At 47.2% G+C, this 17,915-nt stretch carries 13 protein-coding genes, 1 pseudogene and 1 riboswitch; of the genes and pseudogenes, 7 read left to right on the top strand and 7 right to left on the bottom strand.

Features of this window, described 5'->3' with window-relative positions:
• Positions 1 to 14: 14 nt before the first annotated feature.
• Positions 15 to 677, top strand: coding sequence for a 4'-phosphopantetheinyl transferase superfamily protein (locus QK890_RS04870; RefSeq protein WP_005809327.1), 663 nt, complete (start codon positions 15 to 17; stop codon positions 675 to 677).
• Between the two features lie 10 nt (positions 678 to 687).
• Positions 688 to 849, top strand: a complete 162-nt coding sequence (locus QK890_RS04865) for a hypothetical protein (protein WP_005819218.1) — start codon at positions 688 to 690, stop codon at positions 847 to 849.
• Between the two features lie 85 nt (positions 850 to 934).
• On the opposite strand, the gene QK890_RS04860 is transcribed toward QK890_RS04865, so the two are convergent.
• Positions 935 to 1,150: a (4Fe-4S)-binding protein gene (locus tag QK890_RS04860; RefSeq protein ID WP_005786366.1), complete on the bottom strand. Its 216-nt coding sequence runs from the start codon at positions 1,148 to 1,150 to the stop codon at positions 935 to 937.
• Between the two features lie 13 nt (positions 1,151 to 1,163).
• Complete coding sequence (locus QK890_RS04855) at positions 1,164 to 1,466, bottom strand: GNAT family N-acetyltransferase (RefSeq protein WP_005809324.1); 303 nt, start codon at positions 1,464 to 1,466, stop codon at positions 1,164 to 1,166.
• 289 nt (positions 1,467 to 1,755) lie between these two features.
• Here QK890_RS04855 and QK890_RS04850 point away from each other — a divergent pair, with 289 nt between their 5' ends.
• The 4 genes and pseudogenes from QK890_RS04850 to QK890_RS04835 all read left to right on the top strand — a co-directional run bounded on the left by QK890_RS04850 (position 1,756) and on the right by QK890_RS04835 (position 6,365).
• Positions 1,756 to 2,619 (top strand): FimB/Mfa2 family fimbrial subunit, encoded by an 864-nt coding sequence (locus QK890_RS04850; RefSeq protein WP_005809321.1) that lies wholly within the window; start codon positions 1,756 to 1,758, stop codon positions 2,617 to 2,619.
• 43 nt (positions 2,620 to 2,662) lie between these two features.
• Positions 2,663 to 3,746 (top strand): annotated as a pseudogene (locus tag QK890_RS04845) (FimB/Mfa2 family fimbrial subunit).
• A 26-nt stretch (positions 3,747 to 3,772) separates the two neighbouring features.
• Positions 3,773 to 4,801, top strand: coding sequence for a hypothetical protein (locus QK890_RS04840; protein ID WP_296026951.1), 1,029 nt, complete (start codon positions 3,773 to 3,775; stop codon positions 4,799 to 4,801).
• Between the two features lie 25 nt (positions 4,802 to 4,826).
• Positions 4,827 to 6,365 carry a FimB/Mfa2 family fimbrial subunit gene (locus tag QK890_RS04835; protein WP_005776350.1) on the top strand — a complete coding sequence of 513 codons (1,539 nt, stop codon included), beginning with the start codon at positions 4,827 to 4,829 and terminating at the stop codon, positions 6,363 to 6,365.
• 169 nt (positions 6,366 to 6,534) lie between these two features.
• On the opposite strand, the gene QK890_RS04830 is transcribed toward QK890_RS04835, so the two are convergent.
• The 4 genes from QK890_RS04830 to QK890_RS04815 form a co-directional block, all read right to left on the bottom strand.
• Positions 6,535 to 7,854 (bottom strand): DUF5074 domain-containing protein, encoded by a 1,320-nt coding sequence (locus QK890_RS04830; RefSeq protein ID WP_367627228.1) that lies wholly within the window; start codon positions 7,852 to 7,854, stop codon positions 6,535 to 6,537.
• A gap of 69 nt (positions 7,855 to 7,923) precedes the next feature.
• Positions 7,924 to 9,966 carry a DUF5074 domain-containing protein gene (locus QK890_RS04825; protein ID WP_367627227.1) on the bottom strand — a complete coding sequence of 681 codons (2,043 nt, stop codon included), beginning with the start codon at positions 9,964 to 9,966 and terminating at the stop codon, positions 7,924 to 7,926.
• Positions 9,967 to 10,012: 46 nt separating this feature from the next.
• Positions 10,013 to 12,049, bottom strand: a complete 2,037-nt coding sequence (locus QK890_RS04820; protein WP_367627226.1) for a TonB-dependent receptor plug domain-containing protein — start codon at positions 12,047 to 12,049, stop codon at positions 10,013 to 10,015.
• A 170-nt stretch (positions 12,050 to 12,219) separates the two neighbouring features.
• Positions 12,220 to 12,429: riboswitch (cobalamin riboswitch) on the bottom strand.
• A gap of 749 nt (positions 12,430 to 13,178) precedes the next feature.
• Positions 13,179 to 14,114: a DUF5106 domain-containing protein gene (locus QK890_RS04815; RefSeq protein WP_367627225.1), complete on the bottom strand. Its 936-nt coding sequence runs from the start codon at positions 14,112 to 14,114 to the stop codon at positions 13,179 to 13,181.
• Positions 14,115 to 14,208: 94 nt separating this feature from the next.
• On the opposite strand from QK890_RS04815, the gene QK890_RS04810 reads away from it, so the two are divergent.
• A complete protein-coding gene (locus QK890_RS04810) occupies positions 14,209 to 16,047 on the top strand; it encodes a DUF5724 domain-containing protein (protein WP_101602953.1) in 1,839 nt (612 codons plus the stop codon).
• A gap of 6 nt (positions 16,048 to 16,053) precedes the next feature.
• Here QK890_RS04810 and QK890_RS04805 read toward each other — a convergent pair whose 3' ends face one another.
• Complete coding sequence (locus tag QK890_RS04805; RefSeq protein ID WP_005776358.1) at positions 16,054 to 17,835, bottom strand: cell wall metabolism sensor histidine kinase WalK; 1,782 nt, start codon at positions 17,833 to 17,835, stop codon at positions 16,054 to 16,056.
• Positions 17,836 to 17,915 lie beyond the last annotated feature (80 nt).

Genomic DNA, 17,915 nt, shown 5'->3' with positions numbered 1-17,915 from the left:
TATCTGTTTTTACCATGGCTTTGTTGCGGGAATATAAAGAAATTGCTTATCAATGGGGAATCTGGAAAACAGAAGAGTCCACGGAAGAACTTTTGGCACTGTTGCCCGATCCGGAAAGATATGAGCAACAGTTGACGCGTTTTTCTTCACCACATCGTAAATTGGAATGGCTTTCCGTACGTGTATTGCTATATCAGTTGTTAGGGGAGGAAAAGATAATTGAATATGCTCCCAGTGGCAAACCCCGTTTGGCGGACTCTTCTTATTTCATCAGCATTTCTCACACTCGCGGTTATGTCGCGGTTATACTGAGTCCCAGGTCCGAAGTGGGAATCGATATCGAGCAATACGGGCAGCGGGTGCACAAGGTCGCTCATAAATATATGCGTCCGGACGAGTTGATTTCTGAATATCAGGGAGAAGATACCTGGTCTTTACTTTTACATTGGTCAGCAAAAGAAGTGATGTTTAAGTGTATGGATACTTCAGAGGTCGATTTTAGGGAGCATCTTCGCATCATGCCGTTCCAGGTATGTGAACACGGGGAGTTTCCGGCGGAAGAATACCGTACGGAACATAAGAAGAAGTTCATGATCCGCTATTTGCTGCATCCGGACTTTGTGATGACGTGGCAGGTGACATCTGCGTATTCCGTGAATGAATGTGATACCCCATGAAGAAAATACAATGATAAAAGCGTATCCTATTATTGGCGATCGTTATTGGGGGCGGTATGACAACTTGCAGGCCGGCAAAGATATATATGAAACTGGAGAAGATTTATGGTTTAAAGCCTATCAATTGGATGCCAAATCGTTTGCGCTGTCGGAACAAAGCGAAACACTCTAAATCTTATAACCGCAGTTTGTGGACGGAGAGGAAATAAGAAAAATCGCTGGAAAATTCTTTCAAATGATATTTCCGGCGATTTTGCTTATTTCTTTAGTTTGTAACTCAACGCTCCCGACGGACACATTTTGATTTGAGCAATCAGTTCTTCCGTGGTAGCATTCTCCATCTTTATCCACGGACGTTCTTTCGGGTGATATACGTTAGGCAGTGTCTTTACGCAGATTCCGGCATGCCGGCAGAGTTCCGGTTGCCATACAATGGTTAGTTCGCCATTGCTGTATTCTATTTGTTTTCCCATAACTGTTTTTATATTATTGAATGTGAGCACCACGAAGTACAATACGCTTCCATTCCGGATGTTTGTGTATGTATCCCGCCACGAACGGACAGAGAGGAACCAGGCGCAAGCCCTGCCGTTCAATGTCAGTGAGAACTTTCTCTGCAAGTTGTGAACCTATTCCGTGTCCTCCCAAGGCGGCCGGTACTTCGGTATGGGTCAGATAAATCTCGCCATTTAAGGATTTTATGTATTCTATCCGGGGAACATAACCTTCAACATGAAATTCATATTGATGTTTTTCTTCATTGTCTATCAGTTCATAATTTTCAGTCATAATCTTCTTTCTTTTAAATCTTGTTTTATTCTACAACATTTAGAGGATAAACTTTGTTTTCTCCGCTTGTTTATTTATGAATCATTTAAACAATAGGATGACGCGATATAACTTTAACAGATAATAATGATTCATGGCAAAACAAATGCATAATCTTTCTGTTGATATTTGATTTATGCGGAGCAACGGTGCCTCGCTTACAAAACTACCATACGGGAAGTATCTTGGTTTTAGGATACTGATTTCTGAGTGATTGAACGAATTGTTTTATATTTAAACTTTAGAGATTATGAATGGAAGAGTAATACAGATCTTCTGCATGGTAGTTGGCATGGTACTTGCTTCCTCTTGCGGAGACGAATGTCCGGTAGAACAACCTTACTCGGTTCGGGTATCTGTTAAGGACAAGAACTATTTGAATATATCGCAGTTTCCACAGTTGAGCCCGGTAGACGAAAATCTGCCTTTCCGGACTTATACAGGAACTCTCTATTACGCTCTGTATGATGCATCTACCGGGGTATTGATCAGAGAGTCGGCGGTCATCTCTACAGAAGGTGAAGAAAAGGAATACACCCTTGCTTTTCCGGGCATACCCGACGGTGATTATAAATTGGCCGTATGGGGAAATCTGACCACGGACTATCCCACCGGTATCTTGCATCAGGATGGGAAGGAACATACTGATATTTATGTGACAAGCGGGGTCTTGCATTTCTCTCCCGATTGTCAGACAGAAGAATTGACACTGGAACGGACGAAGGGAAAGTTGTTACTGCTCTGTTCCAATTTCCCGGCTGAGATAACACGTATTGAACAGAATGTAAGTCATGTTTATCAGTCGACGGATGCGGGCCTCAATTATGCCGGAAGCACTCAAGTTGACAAAAATGTGCCGTTCACCAATGTCCTGGAGACATTGCTTGCTCCTACTTCGGCAGAGGGACATTCCAAATTGACTTTGACTTTCTACACCGGTGGTACACGTGCATCAGAAACTCCATATCTGAAATTGCCGGTGATGGAGATGGATATGCGGCGTAATGAAATAACCGCTGTCTCTATAGACTACAATACATCAGAAGGAATCTGGGAAATCAAGATGTTTATCCGTGGGGAATGGCTCACGATACATCGCCTGGATATCTACTGATCTCTTTTTCCTTATCTATTTATTTAAACTAAACTTTGCTATTATGAAAAAATTAATGTTTCTGGTGGCAGCAAGCCTCTTTGTATTTGCTGCTTGTTCCAACGAAGATGATCCTTCGTCTGAAGTGAATCCTGAAAATAGTGGGATTACATTTGAACTGTCCGCGGTTAATGGTCTGACAGATGGGATTGGAACCCGAATGCCGGTGTATAGCCAGGAGGCTACACAGCATGTCACTCGCGTCAGTGTTTATGCTTTTGTGCAGAACGGTTCGACTTATCTGCATCAAAAGACCTATGATATCACCGGCTGGACCGATGGTACTACTTTCAAACGTTTTGCCGTTCCCGATGCTGACAAGCTTCCTGCAGGGGTATATAAGTTTTTGGCTGTAGGCCGTGACGCAAGTGATCGCTTCTCTGTGACTACGCCGACTTCCGGTAATACCAAATACGGATATGCTTGCTACTATTATGAATTCGGGCGATGAATCGGAAATCTTTGCAGGTTCGGCCGATGCGGAAGTAATGGCTCAGGGCGGAACTCGTGTCAGCATTGAGATGACCCGTAAGGTGGCCGGTGTACTGGGATACTTCAAGAATGTTCCTCAAGTGCTTAACGGAACCACTGTGAAGTATTTGCGTCTGAAAGTCAGCAACTCCAATCAGCAGGTGAATCTGACTAATGGTGTAGGTATCAATACTGCCGCTACTCCTTATAATATAATAGATATGGATCTTTCCGGCCAGGCTGTTTCCAACGGCGTGTATGTGGGCAACGATTTGTCCGGACAGGGAGTGGTGAAAGTGCCTAATTCACAATTGGGAGGTTCGTTCTATATGCCGGTTAGTGGCGTGAGCATGACTTTAGGACTTTATGATGCGAGTGGTACCGCTATAAAAGAGTGGACCGTGAGCGACACTAATAGTTCGAGAGCAACACAGTTTAATCTGCTGGCAAATCATTTTTATGCATTAGGTGTGAAAGGTGCTACGGGTAGTGTGGATGGCGGAACACCGGGTAACCCGGGTGACGATGATGCTCCGGTAGATTTGCTGACCGATCAGAATATTGTGATCACTATCAGTCCGGCATGGGAATTGATACATAACCTGGTAATTCAGTAAAAGTAACTCAAAAACAGAATCATGGTATGGCTATGAGAAAGGCAGGCTATATAACTATCCTTCTGACGGGATTTCTGGCAACGCTCTTGTTGGGCAGCTGCTCAACAGATGATGTTGCCGAACTCCCCTTGGAAGAAGGGGTTCCGGTCCGTTTTGAAATAAAGCGGGACGGGGTCATGAGTCGTGCGCCGGGAGATGCAGCTCTCTCTGTCAACAGGATACTGATTCTGCCGTTTCGGAAAACGGATGAAGCATTGCCAAACGATGCAGCTAATTTCGTTCCGGAATATAGCGCAGCCCGACAATTGGATGTCAATTCGTTTCCGGCAGTAGTCACGATGCTTAATCTTTCAGCAGCCTCTACCTATCAGTTGTTGGTGATCGGATATAATCGGAGTGATTATGATTTTGCCAGTGGCGGAGGTGCAACGAAGCGGTTTAATATCGGTTCGACTGGTAATCCGGCTACGTTGGCTAATTTGTATTTGCAACCGGTCAATCCGACGGTAGTTCCGGAGTTCTTTTCGTGTTTCGGAAACGGTTACCAGGGTACAACGTTGGTTGGCCCTGTTTTTAAACCTTCGCAAATCAATTATGTGACAGGTACACTGAAAAGGCTGGTTAGTGGTTTAACGCTCGAAGTGACCAATATTCCCGCATATGTCAACTCTATGACATTGATAGCCGAGCAACTTGTGACGGCTACCCGTGCAACGGATGGGACGGCACTGGCATGGCAAACAGCCGGTGACAGCGGTATAAAAACATTGGCTACTCAGGCACCGGTTTCGGGGAAAGTCAGTTTCAACCAGTTTCTGCTGGCTATTCCGGATAGTAGAAAGACCTTATTTTATCTGGATGTGTCCTATGGAATCTTCACTGAACGTTATACGGTGAAACTGCCGGATACTCCCGGTGTGGTTTCGGGAAACCGGATTATTTTTACTCCTAATCATTGGGTGAAAGTGACCGGAAGTTATGCGAATATCAATATAGGTTTCACTTTGGCAGGAAACATCAACTTGGATGACAATGCCTGGGATGGCCTTCAATAGAAACTGAAAGCAAAAAGAACCGGAGATGAAAACGAAAGTGATAATAATGATAAGCCTTTTTCTTTCTCTCTTCCTGACGGGATGTGAGAAAGAGCTGGTCGAAGTGCCCGGTGAAGACCCCGGGCAACTTCCTCCGGAAGGTAAGCCTTCGGACTTGCCCGACGGATATTTTGAAGTAACCTTCTCTGCCGGATACGGAGGAGCGGATACCCGTACGCCCGTCACGGGGACCGATTCACGGGTTCGTCACCTGCGTTACGTCATTTATAAGTCGACAGGTGAGTTTGTGAAAGAAAAGGTGGTGCTGAAGACTACGGATGCTGCTCCTTCCTGGCCGATGGCTGCCTTGAAAGATACGCTTCCGAAAGGACAGTATACAGCTGTATTTCTGGCCAATGTAGAGAAAACGCAGTTCCCGATTCCCGTTTCGGGCGGAGGAACCAACTATGCAGATGTGTTGACGAATTACCAGACAACACGTGCGAATGCCCGGATCGTGTTACCCGGTGCGGAGTTTACCGACACTTCGGAATTTTATCTGGCCAATGTATCTTTCTCGGATACCTCTGCTCAACCTTATGTACTGTTGCAGCGCATTATCAGTATGCTGAATTTGCGAAGAGTGTTTGTGGATGCACAAACCGCTTTGAATTCTCTGACCAACAATATTGTGACGCAAGTAGGGTATAGGAATATAATCCGGACGACGGTACAAGGAGTTTTGCCAGGATTACTGAAAGCGGCAATGGATTTAGGGGTGGTTGGTAATGTTGTCTATAATGTTGTTGGCGGGCTCGATGCCGCAGTCAATCTGGTGGTGGCAGCATTGTTGGAACCGGTCGTGGATGCACTGTATGCACAACTTTTGCAAGGGCTGGTCAATCAGATAGGGCTGACTCTCTCCGGTAATGCTACGCAGAACGGTGCATTGGGAGCGTTGGGCGATTTACTGAATCCCTGGAGGGGCAGTGATGCTGCTTATGCTTTAGTGACCATAAACAATTTCCCGAAGACTGCGGACTTAGACCTGAATGTGAAGGATTTCTATACGGGTAATCATCGTTTCCGGTATGGATTCACACCTACACCCGGTACGACGAATAGTGAGAAAGATATTCTGATCAGAGGTTTTCATGGCCTATATGATGTGCGGGAGATTCATGTTGCCAAACCCGGACTGATCTCCGGATTGTTGGTGGACGATGTGATTGACGGTCCGTTGTTGCTGAATGGAGTATTTGTGAATATCACAGATCCGATACAGGCAACAGTCAATACGAATTACAGGTATCGTTCGAACTATTCGTTTGTCAGCCTGGGGTTGAAATCGTATGCACAGCAGAACGACGGAAACCATTCGCTGACACTCTCTGTACAGTTGAAGAATATTGCTAACCTGGATGGTATATTGGGAGGAATCCCCTTGCTCGGTCCTGTGCTGAATGGAACCGTTAAATTATTGATTGGTAATATAACGGTTACCGTTCCAGTGAATCTTCCTTTGCTTGGAACCGATAACCTGACGCTGTCCGGTAGCTGGAGTACACCACCGGTGCAGTATTAAAAAATAAAAGGGGGGTGTGTCGAAATTCGTATTCACCACAGACTACACAGATAAATCAATAGATTAAGTTCGCTCTATGGAACTCTGTGTTACTCTGTGGTGAATGATGACACATCCCCTTTTCAATATGGTTATATCCTGGTATGCCGGGGACTACACCTTTTTACTTTTATTCAAAGTCGTAAGTGAAGAATACTCCCGCGGGGAAGCGAGTCGCATTTTTGTAATCCTGCACCAATTTAGTAGTACCGCTTGTGAAGTTAAATACGCCGATGCTGTTGGTCAGGTAATCGTTACCGTAACCTTTGATTGTAGTGACGTATACATCACTGTTTTTCGGATTTACTGCAAGGTTATTGTAAGTCATTGTGGCATTTTGTATGTAATCACCGATTTTAGCCAGCTCTTTGGTCTGATTCTTCGCGAAATTATGGAGATAGATAGCAGTGCTGTTGTTACCAAAATAAATGCTGTCACCTTTGGCGCTGATTGCCGGAGTGGCTCCCCAGCCAGCTGATACCTGGAAACTTCCTAATTCGTTTGTTTTCAAGATTGAGTAGTCCTTAGATGATACCTTCATAATCTTTGCCGGAGTGCTGTTGACAGAAACCCATACATTACCGTCCGAAGCTTTTACAACTCCTGTCGGTGTGCCTTCCAAAGCGATGGTTTTTATCACTTTGTTATCTTTAATCACCAGCAGACTGTTGTTGGCTCCTGCGAATACTTTCTGGGCTGTTACCGCCATTCTGTTTTTTATCGCTCCGTCTGTTCCCTCTATTAAACTCAGGGAGGTTGTTGTCGGATCGAATAAGTGCACGCCGTTGTTGTCGCGGATGTATACGTGTGAGTCATCCAGAGCGGCTACGTGGGTGGGCCAATTGAGGTCGGCCAGTTGATCCTTGCTGAATCCTTTCTCTTTTTTCAGTGTTTCGGCATTGGCAATTACAAGCATACCGTCTTCGCCGCCATTCTGAGAAATGATATACATCTTATTGTTTGCAATGAACAGGTCTTGTGATACAACTCCCAAGTGTGTACCGTTTGCTTCGAAGTATGCTTCTTCTGTCATTTCATTTTCCGGAGAAATGAAGATGAGAGAGCTGGGAGGATTGCCGAAGTTGCCTTCATTTAGAACAAAGGTTCCATATTTGTATTTGCCGTATACGGTGACCGGAAGGTTTACTCTTTTCTCTCCTACTTCCGTAGATACTACCAGAGTTACATAGTATTTTCCCGGTTCGGCTTCAGTAAAGCTGAACTCCTTATCAGTTGACTTCACCTCTCCGTTGACTTCCCATCTTACTTCGGGGTTCACGTTGCTTGTATAGTTGGCGGTCAGTGCGAGTGTTCCACCTTGGATAACTTCGGTCACTCCGCCTTCACTTTCGATGGCGATACCCGTCAGGTTAGGGATGGTTTCGTCATCCGAGCAAGAAGCAAATCCTAACGCTAATGCTGTCACAAATAGCAATAGATACTTTTTCATTTTCATTTTTTGAGTCATTAAATTAAGTAATTGGTAAATGTTCATTTCTTATCTCTTTTCCACTTGGTTTTATTTCTTGTAGTGCAAATCTTCCACCGCCTGTATCTCCGTAGAAGCTTCACCCAGCCAGCCGCAGTTCTGGTTGACGGCTGTATAAATCTTCACGAAGTCGATGCCGTCCAGATGAACCGGTTTTCCGTCTTTATCTACTGTCCAGTCTATCTTGAATTGAGAATACTCCGTATTGTTCGGGTGGTTGTCGGCATATCCCCAGGCATAACAGTAGCCTACCCAGTGCTCGGGCATGCCCGGACGTGGCTCGTTGATAGAGTTGTCCGCCAGGCGGCTTCCGCGGAATGTGATTTCAGCCGGCATCCATGCCGGATAATAAGAACCCTGGGTGTGATATGTGTTCCGGTAGATGTATCCCTCTTTGCCTTGATTGTCTTTCCACTTCACATCCCCGTCTGCCGGAGTGGGACGGTAGTAAGTGATTTCGTAGTTGCGGATGGTGGCAGGCGAGTTATATTCGCTTCCTGCCAATTCGTACCACTCATCATCCGGCAATCCGTTGCCATTCGTGTCTTTGGATACAAGCACGATTCCCGGTTCGGAGTTTCCTCCGGGTTTATCCAGCAGAGTGCCATACATATCATAGTAGGCGTTGCCGTATATCTTGAAGTCATATTCACCGGGGACGTTAGGGATGGTATGGTCGAATCCCACGGTAATGTTACCTCCGAATCCTCCGAGCGTGAAGAGACAGGTGGTGCGGTCCTGTAGCAGTTCGGTGGCGCGTGCCAATACCTGAACGTCGGTGAATCCCTCTTCGTAAGCTGTATAAGAGGTATTCATATATTGTGATGGCGCCGGATTATACTCCAATACTTTATTAGCGAAGGCACCTGCTTCCGGGTCTGCGGGATTTTCGTCGGGATTGCCTTGCGAGGCTTTGTTCCGGAACAGGACGGTATTGGAGTTGATTCCCACATTGGGCAGCTTAAATATAAGTTGTCCCTGCGGGCTGAAGCAGAGCACATCACCTTTCACCTTATAGTCGTAAGCGTCGGTGATGTAGATGTTTCCGCTGTAAGGGTTGACACTGATGCTGTAAGGAGTACGTATCGCGGTGCCGTCCGTGATGAAGTTTTCCCGTTCCGTCTTTCCGGTTTTCAGGTTGAACACTTTGATTTGCGAGTCCTGAGTCCGGTAATCATAATTGTATAAATAGGCCATGTTGTCGTGGATGGTGAAACTCAACACCTTTTCGTCGAAGGTCCGTACCACTTGATCAGTATGACCGTCTATTTGCACGAAGTGATAGTCCCCCGTTTCGATGTTCTCGCCGTGCGTGGCTACATAAATGTTTCCGTCTGGTCCGGCCTGTATCTTTCCCGGATTAGGGCCTACTTCTATCTTCTTGATTTCGGTAAAAGAAGGGATGTCGATCACAGAGACCGTACGGTCTACCCCGATGCCTTCCCAGTCCAGTCCTCCGGAATTGGAAACATACAGCTTTCCGTTCTGCACGCAGATGCCGTCAGGGTTTCTGCCCGCCCGGGTCAGTGCGTCGATGGAAAGAGAGGCAGTATCTATTCGCGCCACTGTTCCGTCGAAGGAACACACGTATGCCTTGCCTCCGTCGAAAGCGATGTTGCGGGGTTGCCGGGAACTTCCGTTTTCCGATAACATCGGTATCTGTTTGACAGACTTTCCGCTTTGCAAGTCGACTACTTCTATCTGGCTCGATACGTTGACTACGATATAGAGTTTGCTGCCATAGATGGCCATATCGTTGGCTGTATCTCCCAGGCCGCGTCGGTTGATGCTGCGGAAGTAGTCGGTGTTCAGCTGATTGTTCTTGAAGGAATACAAAGCCAGCGAGCTGTTGTTCAGGTTGAAGAGTCCTTCGCTGAGGATGTAGAGTTCGGCTGTTCCGGTTTCGGTGGGTATACCGTCGTCGCCACCCGAAGGGGTATCCGTGTCTTCCAGGTCATCGCACGAGGCGAAGAGAAGCAGGAAGAGGAGGAAAAAGAAGGACACGCCTCCCATACCTCTCCGAAAGAGGGAGGAGGAATTGCTTCTGCCGTTATTGAATGAAATTGTTTTCATATTGCTGTTTCTTTTGATAATTACTGATTCAATGTCTGGAGTATCTTTAGTATCTTACTTTCATCGTCACTCTCACTGACCGTCCCGGCATGGGAAAGTTCTTCACTATCTCGTAATTCTTGTCCAGTAAGTTCAGCACTTCCACTGTCAGGGATGTGTTTACGTTACGGATGCGCTGATCGCGGCTGACGGATACACTATGGTCGCTGTAACTGTCCAGCCGGTTTTCGCGGAGGTTCTGCCCCAGCATATAGCGCTTGCCCGAAAAGAGGAACGAGTAGGAGAGGTTCACCCACGGAGTCTCGATGCCGGCTTGTCCCGATCCGGATACGCGGGGAGTATAGGCGATTTGTTGCTTGTAGGTTTTTCCTCCCGGTTCAGTCATATCCAGTGCACGCTGATAAGTGTAGTTCCCCGAAAGGTTCACCCGTAGTTTCTCCCAGGGTTGCAGGCTAATGTTTCCGGCAATGTCTATTCCCTTGATGTCCACTTTGCCGAGGTTCACCATGCTCCATATAAAGAGGTTCTTGGTGGGGATGGCGATGATTTTGTCTTTCACCTTATTATAATAAGCATCTGCCGTGACGGATACGTAGGGGATCAGTTCATTGATCGACCGGCTGTACGTCAGTCCCAGGTTGTATTGTGTGGTGCTTTCCGGTTTCAGGTTCGTGTTGCCCACCTGCCCGTAGTACAGGTCGTTGAAGCTGGGCAACCGGAAGATGTCTTTATAGAACAGGCGGATGCGGAACTCTTCGCCGGCAAAGGGCTTGAACGACGCGCTGACGTACGGAGAGAGTTTCCGTCGGTTGGCTGCGGCGCTGCCTTGGCGCACCTCCTCGTTGATGACCGTTGCCAGTACCGAGGCCGAAGCGGTCAACCAGTCGTTGACGTATTTTCCGGCAAAGGCCGTCAACCACGAATAGCGGGTAGGATACGCAAAATTTTTCAGGTTCGCGTTCAGCCGGTTGATGCTCCCGTCCGTCGAGAGTGAAAATGAGAGGTTGCTGAGCACCCGGTAGAGAGCCGAAGCCGAGAGGTAATACTCTTGTTGATAATAACTGTTTTCCGTTTTGCCTTCCGAACCTTTATAATCAGGATCGAGGTAACGTTGATAGCTCCAGTTCCACTTAGCCGAAGTCTGGAAAACCCATTGGCGGTTGAACTCCTTCTTATATTGGCTTTGCACGAAGACATTCTTGTCCCAGAGGTGCTGTGAAGAGTAGTCGTAATAATAAGTGGTGGCATTGGGCAGTCCGCGGGACGACTGATAATAGTAGGCTTTCAGCCGCCATTGTTCCGTATCCGAAAAGTTGCCGAATAATCCCGCTTCGGCACGGAGGTTTTTCACTTCCGTGTTTTTCCGTTTTTCGCGCGAGCTCAGGTCATTGTTTTCGCCATAATGCAATGTGAAAGGGTAGTGCCCGTCAGCCGACATCCACTCGCCGTTGGCGGAGAGCACCCATTGCCGGCTCAGTTTCTGTTCGATCAGGAGAGACGGATTGACCAGTCCCCACGAACCCGTTTTGAACGAGGCGCTCAGGTTGGTACGCCGGTTGTCTTTGAATTGCGGTGTCAGCGTCTGTATGTTCAGTATCCCGGCGGAAGCGAAAAACCTTGCGGGCTGAAAGATATTATCACTCTGTCCGTTGCTGAGCGAGAGGCGGTCTACATTGTCCAGTGAGAAGCGTCCGATGTCGATCTGCCCCGTCTGGCAGTCGCTGATCGTTATTCCGTCATATCCCACGGCGGTATGCTCGGCTCCGAGGCTTCGCAATGAAACGGTTTTCAGTCCGCCAATGCCGCCGTAGTCTTTCACCGTAACTCCGGCAAAGTGCTTCACGGCATCCGATACTTGCAATACGTTGAGGCTTTTGAGTTCTTCTTTAGAGAACACTTGGGTGGGAGCCATCGCTCTTACTTCGCGGGTGTGGTAAGCTTCGGCAACGGTTACTTCGGGGATTGAATAAGTACGGGCGGTATCTGCTTTCTGCTGTTGGGCGAAAAGTGAAACGGTAAGCCCCTGGCAGCAACAGAAAGCAACACAGACGTGTAGTAGCTTAGGCAATCTAAATATATTCATCTTCGTTTTTTTACAGTTAAAATGTCCGGACGAAGTCACTTCGGCCGGACATACTAAATAAACTTGGCAGAGTTTATTATCATAACTTACTTTCTCTGAATCAGAGTGATGAATGAAATGACGGATGGAATAATTCCGGCTCATTAGACTCAACGCTTTTTCCTCGAAAGCAATGAAATAGATGCACAGGCAGGTCTTCTGACTCGTTTCTGTTGATAAGCGCCTTCCCAGGAAAACGTTTCCCAGTGGCAAGTGGTGGTTGCTTACAACAATTTGATGTGAAACTTACAGCAGCGGGACTGTTCAGGATTTGCACCTGATTCCCTTTTAATTGCATCCCCGGTACACGGAGAATACAAACCAATGCACTGCAAAGATAAAAAGAATATTAGAAATAGCATAATAATTTGTGATTATTCGTTATGCATTGCGGAACGGACGGAGCAACATCGGACAGGTCGTCCGGATAGTGTCAGGCGGCACATTGGAATGACTTAGATAGGCGATGCCATTTATCTTGATTCCGGAGGGTTATGATGGCAGAATGATGGTTAATCAGCCTTTTGACTGACACACTCTTTCTTTAAAACGGATGAACCGGAGGGAAAACAAGGGGAAAGCCGGCCTTTTCTGTTCCGAAAGCCGGGCTTTGGGTGGATTAGAGCCGGGGTTTTGCGGAAAAGCAGTAAGCATTCACTCCAAAAGACGGTTACATTTCCCCCGAAAGAAGTAAGCATTTTCCGAAAATGCTTACTTCTTTTTCAAATATCTCTATATGTTATGCTCCATTACATATATTGTTATGAAAACCGGGGCTTATAGCTCCGGATTTTGCTCCGGTTGCTCACCCGATATGATCGTTCCGGAAGTGTCGGAAAGAGATGGTTTCAAGGTTAAAACCTGCTTTATGGACGGAACACTTTCCGGTCTCTTTCTTTCGGTAAACAAAAGCGGGAAATTACGGGCAAAGAGATAACCGGTAAATCGAATTGGAGACGTTTTTGAGAGGCGTATCGTGCGTCGGGCCGAAAGAATGGAAAATAGAGAGGCCGGATTATCATTCTGTCAAAATGATAATCCGACCTTCTCCGCATCTTTGGGGCAAATGCTCCGTTCCGGTATGTTTTTCTTAACCGCACTCTGCCAGATATTGCTCTACCTTTTGCAGGGTGGCGTCTTTCAACAATACGGTTTTGTTCTTATCCAGTAAGTAGAGGGTGGGAATAGCCCTCAGGTCATACAGGTTTTTGTTTTTGATGACCAGCTCCTTGTCGTATCCGTTGGTCCATTCTTTCGCGAAATCGCTCCGGTGCTTTTTCCATTCATCCAGTTCTTCATCCGGATAGAGAGACAGCACCTTCAGCTTCTTGTCGGCTATGAACCCGTTGATGACCGGAGAACTCTTTAGCCCTTCTATCATCTCAGAGCAGGCGTGGCAGCCGGGATTGTTGATAAACAGTAACGTGTATTCCGCCGGGAACTGATAAAGCGTACCCTTTGCACCCGAATCCAGTGTATATGTGAAGTTGAGGGCTTTTGTGCCCAACCGGTTCTTTTGTGCCAGTTCCAGCCGCGCCTGCGGACGTATCTTTTCCGTTTCATTCAGCATGGGGGAGGCTGTCAGAGCTTCCAGCACGGGGATGTAAAGCTCCTCGTTACGCATAGGCGAGTTAGGGTCGTAGAGATATTTATCGGCCAGTTCCGCAAAGAAGTCCAGCATCTTTTTGTTTTTCCCGGCCCGGCCGATCGTCTCTTTTATGGCAGTTTGCGCGTCGGACAAGGGCACATGTTCCAACAAATCGCAATAATCCACCCAAGCCTGTTCGGCAACGTCGATCTGACTGACGTAGGTGGTGTCTGTAAAGTCAAAGCGATCCCAATAGTGCTTTACCATATAATCTGCCCGTTGCGACACCGTGTTCAGCACTACGGGTATGTCGGGTAAATTGAAAACTTTAACCGTATCTTGCTTTCCGTTCTGCTCCTGGCTGGCCGCGGGGCCGCTTTTACAGGCAGTAAGCACCAATAACAGTACAAATGAAAGGTATTTTACATTGCTTATCATAATCTTTTGTTTTGATATGGGACAAAGATAGTATTTTTATTCTATATTTGTACTCAGTGATGAAAACGTTATACACACAACAAACAAGTCAGACATGAAGAATAAAAAAGGACAACCAACTACAGAGGCAATCTTTAAAGGAATACAGTCAGGAGAAGTATTTGATCTTTTTGACAAACTGCAATATCAGATCGTAATTCATGGTGAATTGACCTATAGCGATCCCTGGGGGGAGGTGCATTTGTTCAAAGAACAGTTTGAAAGTGCGAAGCATGATTCGGATTCACCAACAGCGATAGGGTGCTATCCGTTTGCCGATGTATGGATACGGTTTTATGAAGAAGAAGTGCGTGATTACTCACTTCTGTTGGAAATGTGCCTTATGGCGTCACATTCGCGGACTTGTGTCTGGCGCAAAGGCTTCGGTACGTTACTTGATAAATTATACGGAGAAATCCCTCTGGCACCATACGAACAGGCATTGGAGCGCCTTGAACATCCCTATGCACTGAGTGAGATTCTCTGGGCATTGGAGTGGGATTACCGCGACCAGGAGGTGTATCTGAAGTATTCACACTACGTCCTGCTTCATTTGCTTCCGATGCTTACTCCCCGGAATATCACCTTTCTGTACAGCGTCCGCGAATGGTATGGTTCCTCTCACGATTATCGTGTCGTACTGGTTCATTGCTATTGGATAGATTGCTGGCTGAAACATCCGAAACGTTTGCTGACGGATAATGAGTTTATAACCGATTTCAAGATCCGCTACGAGTTGTACCGCTTGTGTAATTTCCTTTCTTATAAGGTAGAGCCTTATCCGGTTGAGTTTCCCATTCGTGCCGTCGATTTCGGCAGGGCCTACCAGATGGGACTTCTGTCCGAAGATGGCTTGATTACCGAACTGATGGATCGCCCGCTTTCGCCTACGCTGATAGAGGAGGCTGCGGGCTTTTTTTATCAGAAAAAGGGAAGGGACGGACGGATATATACCGACTGCCGGGATTATGATTTCAGCGGATTTAAGAAAGTGCTGGAAAAGGTGACTGTACGCATTCTGGACATCGAACTGGAACGGGGGAAAGCCCGTACCGATGTTACTTCGCTGGCCCAGAAACTGGACGGGGTGTTCGGTGCCGAAGTGATGATCCGCCTGCTGAGCCTGATGGGGAAGGAGAAGTTCATACGACTGGACAAGTGGTACTATGATACCAGCGAAAGCCGTATCGGCATGTTCTGCAACCTGATGCTTCATTGTGCCCCTCTGCCTACGGACACACCGGAATGGTTGAAGATGCTTGCCGAACGTGCCGGCATTACTCCGAAGCGCATGGTCGAGATGGCTGTATATTCCCCCCGTTGGCTCAGGATGACGGAAGAGGCTATCGGTTGGGAAGGGCTGACCGCTGCGGCCGACTTCTTCTATGCTTATACCAGGGAGTACCATCGGGATATGGAAGAGTCGAGATTTACGCCTTACACCACCCTTTCGGCCTTGGAGATTTCTATGGGTGTGCTGGATACGGCATGGTTCTGGTCGGTATACAATACGCTGGGGCGCGAACGTTACGAAAAGGTTTTTGCGGCATCCAAGGCCATTACGGATTCGGCCGGGGTATATAGCAGACTTCGGAAATACACCGATGCGCTTGTCGGGAAGTATACGGTAGAGCAATTGGAAGGCTTGGTGATGGATAACCGGAACAAAGATTGGGTGCGTGCCTATCCGCTTGCCCCGTTTACGGGAAAAGCCCGGAAGAAGGAGGTGACTGAACGGCTCCGCTTCCTCAAGGCTTTCTGGATAAGCAGTGATTCTCTGTCCGGACGCCATTCCACCGAAAAAGAGGCTGTGCAGGTAGCTATAGACAACTTGTCCGGAAACTCCGGATTGGAGAATCTGGACACTAAATGGTTTAAAGACAGAGTGTGGTGACAGGATTTACTTTTCTTTAGCCAAAGTAAATACAAACTCCAGTCCGCCGCCTTGGCTGTTTTTGGCCGAAATGCTTCCACCGTGGATGATGACCGCATTCTTGACAATGGCCAGGCCAAGCCCTGTACCTCCCAACTTGCGTGAGCGTCCTTTGTCCACCCGGTAGAAGCGTTCGAAAAGACGGTTCAGATGTTCGGGCGATACGCCTATGCCTGTGTCGGCAAAGCTGAAGTAGTAGAAGTTCTCGTCTTCGCGGAAACAATTGATGTGGATGTGGATATTGTTTCCGGCATAAGCGATGGCATTGTCCATCAGGTTGCGGAAGATGGAGTAGAGCAATGAGTAGTTGCCCCGCATCTGAATCTCCTTTTTCAGTGAGTTGACAACTGTGATATGCTTCTCTTCCAGCTCCAATGACACTTCGTTCACGATGTTGGTCACCAGTACGCTGATGTCCACCTTTTCCATGTCGATCATGTTGGCGGCTTCGTCCATGCGGGTCAGCACGGAGATGTCGCGCAGCAACCGGCTCAGGCGGTTACTTTGTGCATAGCAGCGTTCAAGGAAGACGTTGATCTTTTCCCTTGGGATATTTTCGTTGTTGACGATGGTTTCCAGATAACCCTGGATGCTGCTGACCGGGGTCTTCAGCTCGTGGGCAATGTTTTGTGTCAGTTGCCGTTTCAGACGGATTTGCTCCTCTTCCTGAGTGACATCGTTGATACTGATTTCAAAACTCATATCCTGGAAGATGATGCACTCCACAATGAAGGTCTTTCCGTTCTTGTTGATCGTGATGGACATCCGTTTCTCTTCTTTGCCGACGGGGCGTTTGGGAGCTTTGTTGATGAAGTCCGTTATCTCTTTCAGTTCGCTGATGTTGAATACCTCTTCTGCCGTTTCAAGGTTTGAGTCCGATATCAGGTTGCTGTATTGTGTAAACAGGTTGTTTACCAGAATCTCTTTCTTGTCTTTGCTGAATACCCCCAGTCCCTCGTGCGAAATCTGGAGGTGTGTGATCAGCTTCTCTCTTTCTATGTAGAGTGCTTCCTTCGTTTCGTGGAGGCGTTTGTATATCTGGATGATATGTTGCGAGATCTCTCCCAGTTCGTTGTGGGGGAAGGCGGACTGCATCGCCATTTCGATAGGCTCGTTACGGTCGGCGCGCATGGCGAACTCCCGGAGTTGATTGATGGAAGTACCCAGTTTGTTGGTGAACTTATAGAAGATGACCATTAGCAACAGAGTGACGATAGCGGTGAACCAGATGTAGTGTGGGTCTGCCTTCAGGTTATTGATCAGGCTGACGCTGTAGGGCAGAGCCGAGCGGATGATATAATCTTTATATAAGGTAGCGGAGTAGAAATAGGGGACTCCGGTGGTTTCGGAGGTGCGGCGAACATCGAAACCGATGCCGTTATGCAGGGCTTTCTGTATCTCTTCGCGTCCGATGTGGTTGCCTAACTGTCCCGTGTTCTGCTCCTGGCTATCGAAAAGAACTTTTCCTTCAAGATTGACTACGGTGATGCGTAAGTCTTTCAGTACGTTATGACGCAGGTAATCGGTGATTATTGGAGTCATATCCTGAGGGTGGTCGTATAGCTTTTCGTACAGCAGGTTGTTGCAGTCCTGCAATTGTATGTTCAGTAACTCTACTTTATACTCTTTCTCCCGCTGATACTGATAGGCCATGAAGCAAGCCGCGAAGACCAGAAACAGGGAGATGACCGAAAGAAATAACTTCCGGCTGAAAGAGAGAAAATGCTTTTGGGTGACAGGTAGGTTCATACAAATTTGTTTTTTAAGTTGGATTCACCACAGAGTAACACAGAGGACACGGAGTTTTTTTTTAGACATAAGAACAAAAG

Origin of the sequence: Bacteroides sp. NGMCC 1.200775, assembly GCF_040798045.1 — a bacterium.
GTDB lineage: Bacteria > Bacteroidota > Bacteroidia > Bacteroidales > Bacteroidaceae > Bacteroides > Bacteroides hominis.
This window is presented reverse-complemented; position numbering and strand designations above follow the sequence as displayed.

Excerpts from the sequence above, each read along its gene's own strand:
- QK890_RS04830 (WP_367627228.1), bottom strand. The coding sequence starts at position 7,854 with ATGAAAAAGTATCTATTGCTATTTGTGACAGCATTAGCGTTAGGATTT.
- QK890_RS04820 (WP_367627226.1), bottom strand. The coding sequence starts at position 12,049 with ATGAATATATTTAGATTGCCTAAGCTACTACACGTCTGTGTTGCTTTC.
- QK890_RS04850 (WP_005809321.1), top strand. The coding sequence starts at position 1,756 with ATGAATGGAAGAGTAATACAGATCTTCTGCATGGTAGTTGGCATGGTA.
- QK890_RS04810 (WP_101602953.1), top strand. The coding sequence starts at position 14,209 with ATGAAGAATAAAAAAGGACAACCAACTACAGAGGCAATCTTTAAAGGA.
- QK890_RS04825 (WP_367627227.1), bottom strand. The coding sequence starts at position 9,966 with ATGAAAACAATTTCATTCAATAACGGCAGAAGCAATTCCTCCTCCCTC.
- QK890_RS04865 (WP_005819218.1), top strand. The coding sequence starts at position 688 with ATGATAAAAGCGTATCCTATTATTGGCGATCGTTATTGGGGGCGGTAT.
- QK890_RS04835 (WP_005776350.1), top strand. The coding sequence starts at position 4,827 with ATGAAAACGAAAGTGATAATAATGATAAGCCTTTTTCTTTCTCTCTTC.
- QK890_RS04860 (WP_005786366.1), bottom strand. The coding sequence starts at position 1,150 with ATGGGAAAACAAATAGAATACAGCAATGGCGAACTAACCATTGTATGG.
- QK890_RS04840 (WP_296026951.1), top strand. The coding sequence starts at position 3,773 with ATGGCTATGAGAAAGGCAGGCTATATAACTATCCTTCTGACGGGATTT.
- QK890_RS04805 (WP_005776358.1), bottom strand. The coding sequence starts at position 17,835 with ATGAACCTACCTGTCACCCAAAAGCATTTTCTCTCTTTCAGCCGGAAG.
- QK890_RS04815 (WP_367627225.1), bottom strand. The coding sequence starts at position 14,114 with ATGATAAGCAATGTAAAATACCTTTCATTTGTACTGTTATTGGTGCTT.
- QK890_RS04870 (WP_005809327.1), top strand. The coding sequence starts at position 15 with ATGGCTTTGTTGCGGGAATATAAAGAAATTGCTTATCAATGGGGAATC.
- QK890_RS04855 (WP_005809324.1), bottom strand. The coding sequence starts at position 1,466 with ATGACTGAAAATTATGAACTGATAGACAATGAAGAAAAACATCAATAT.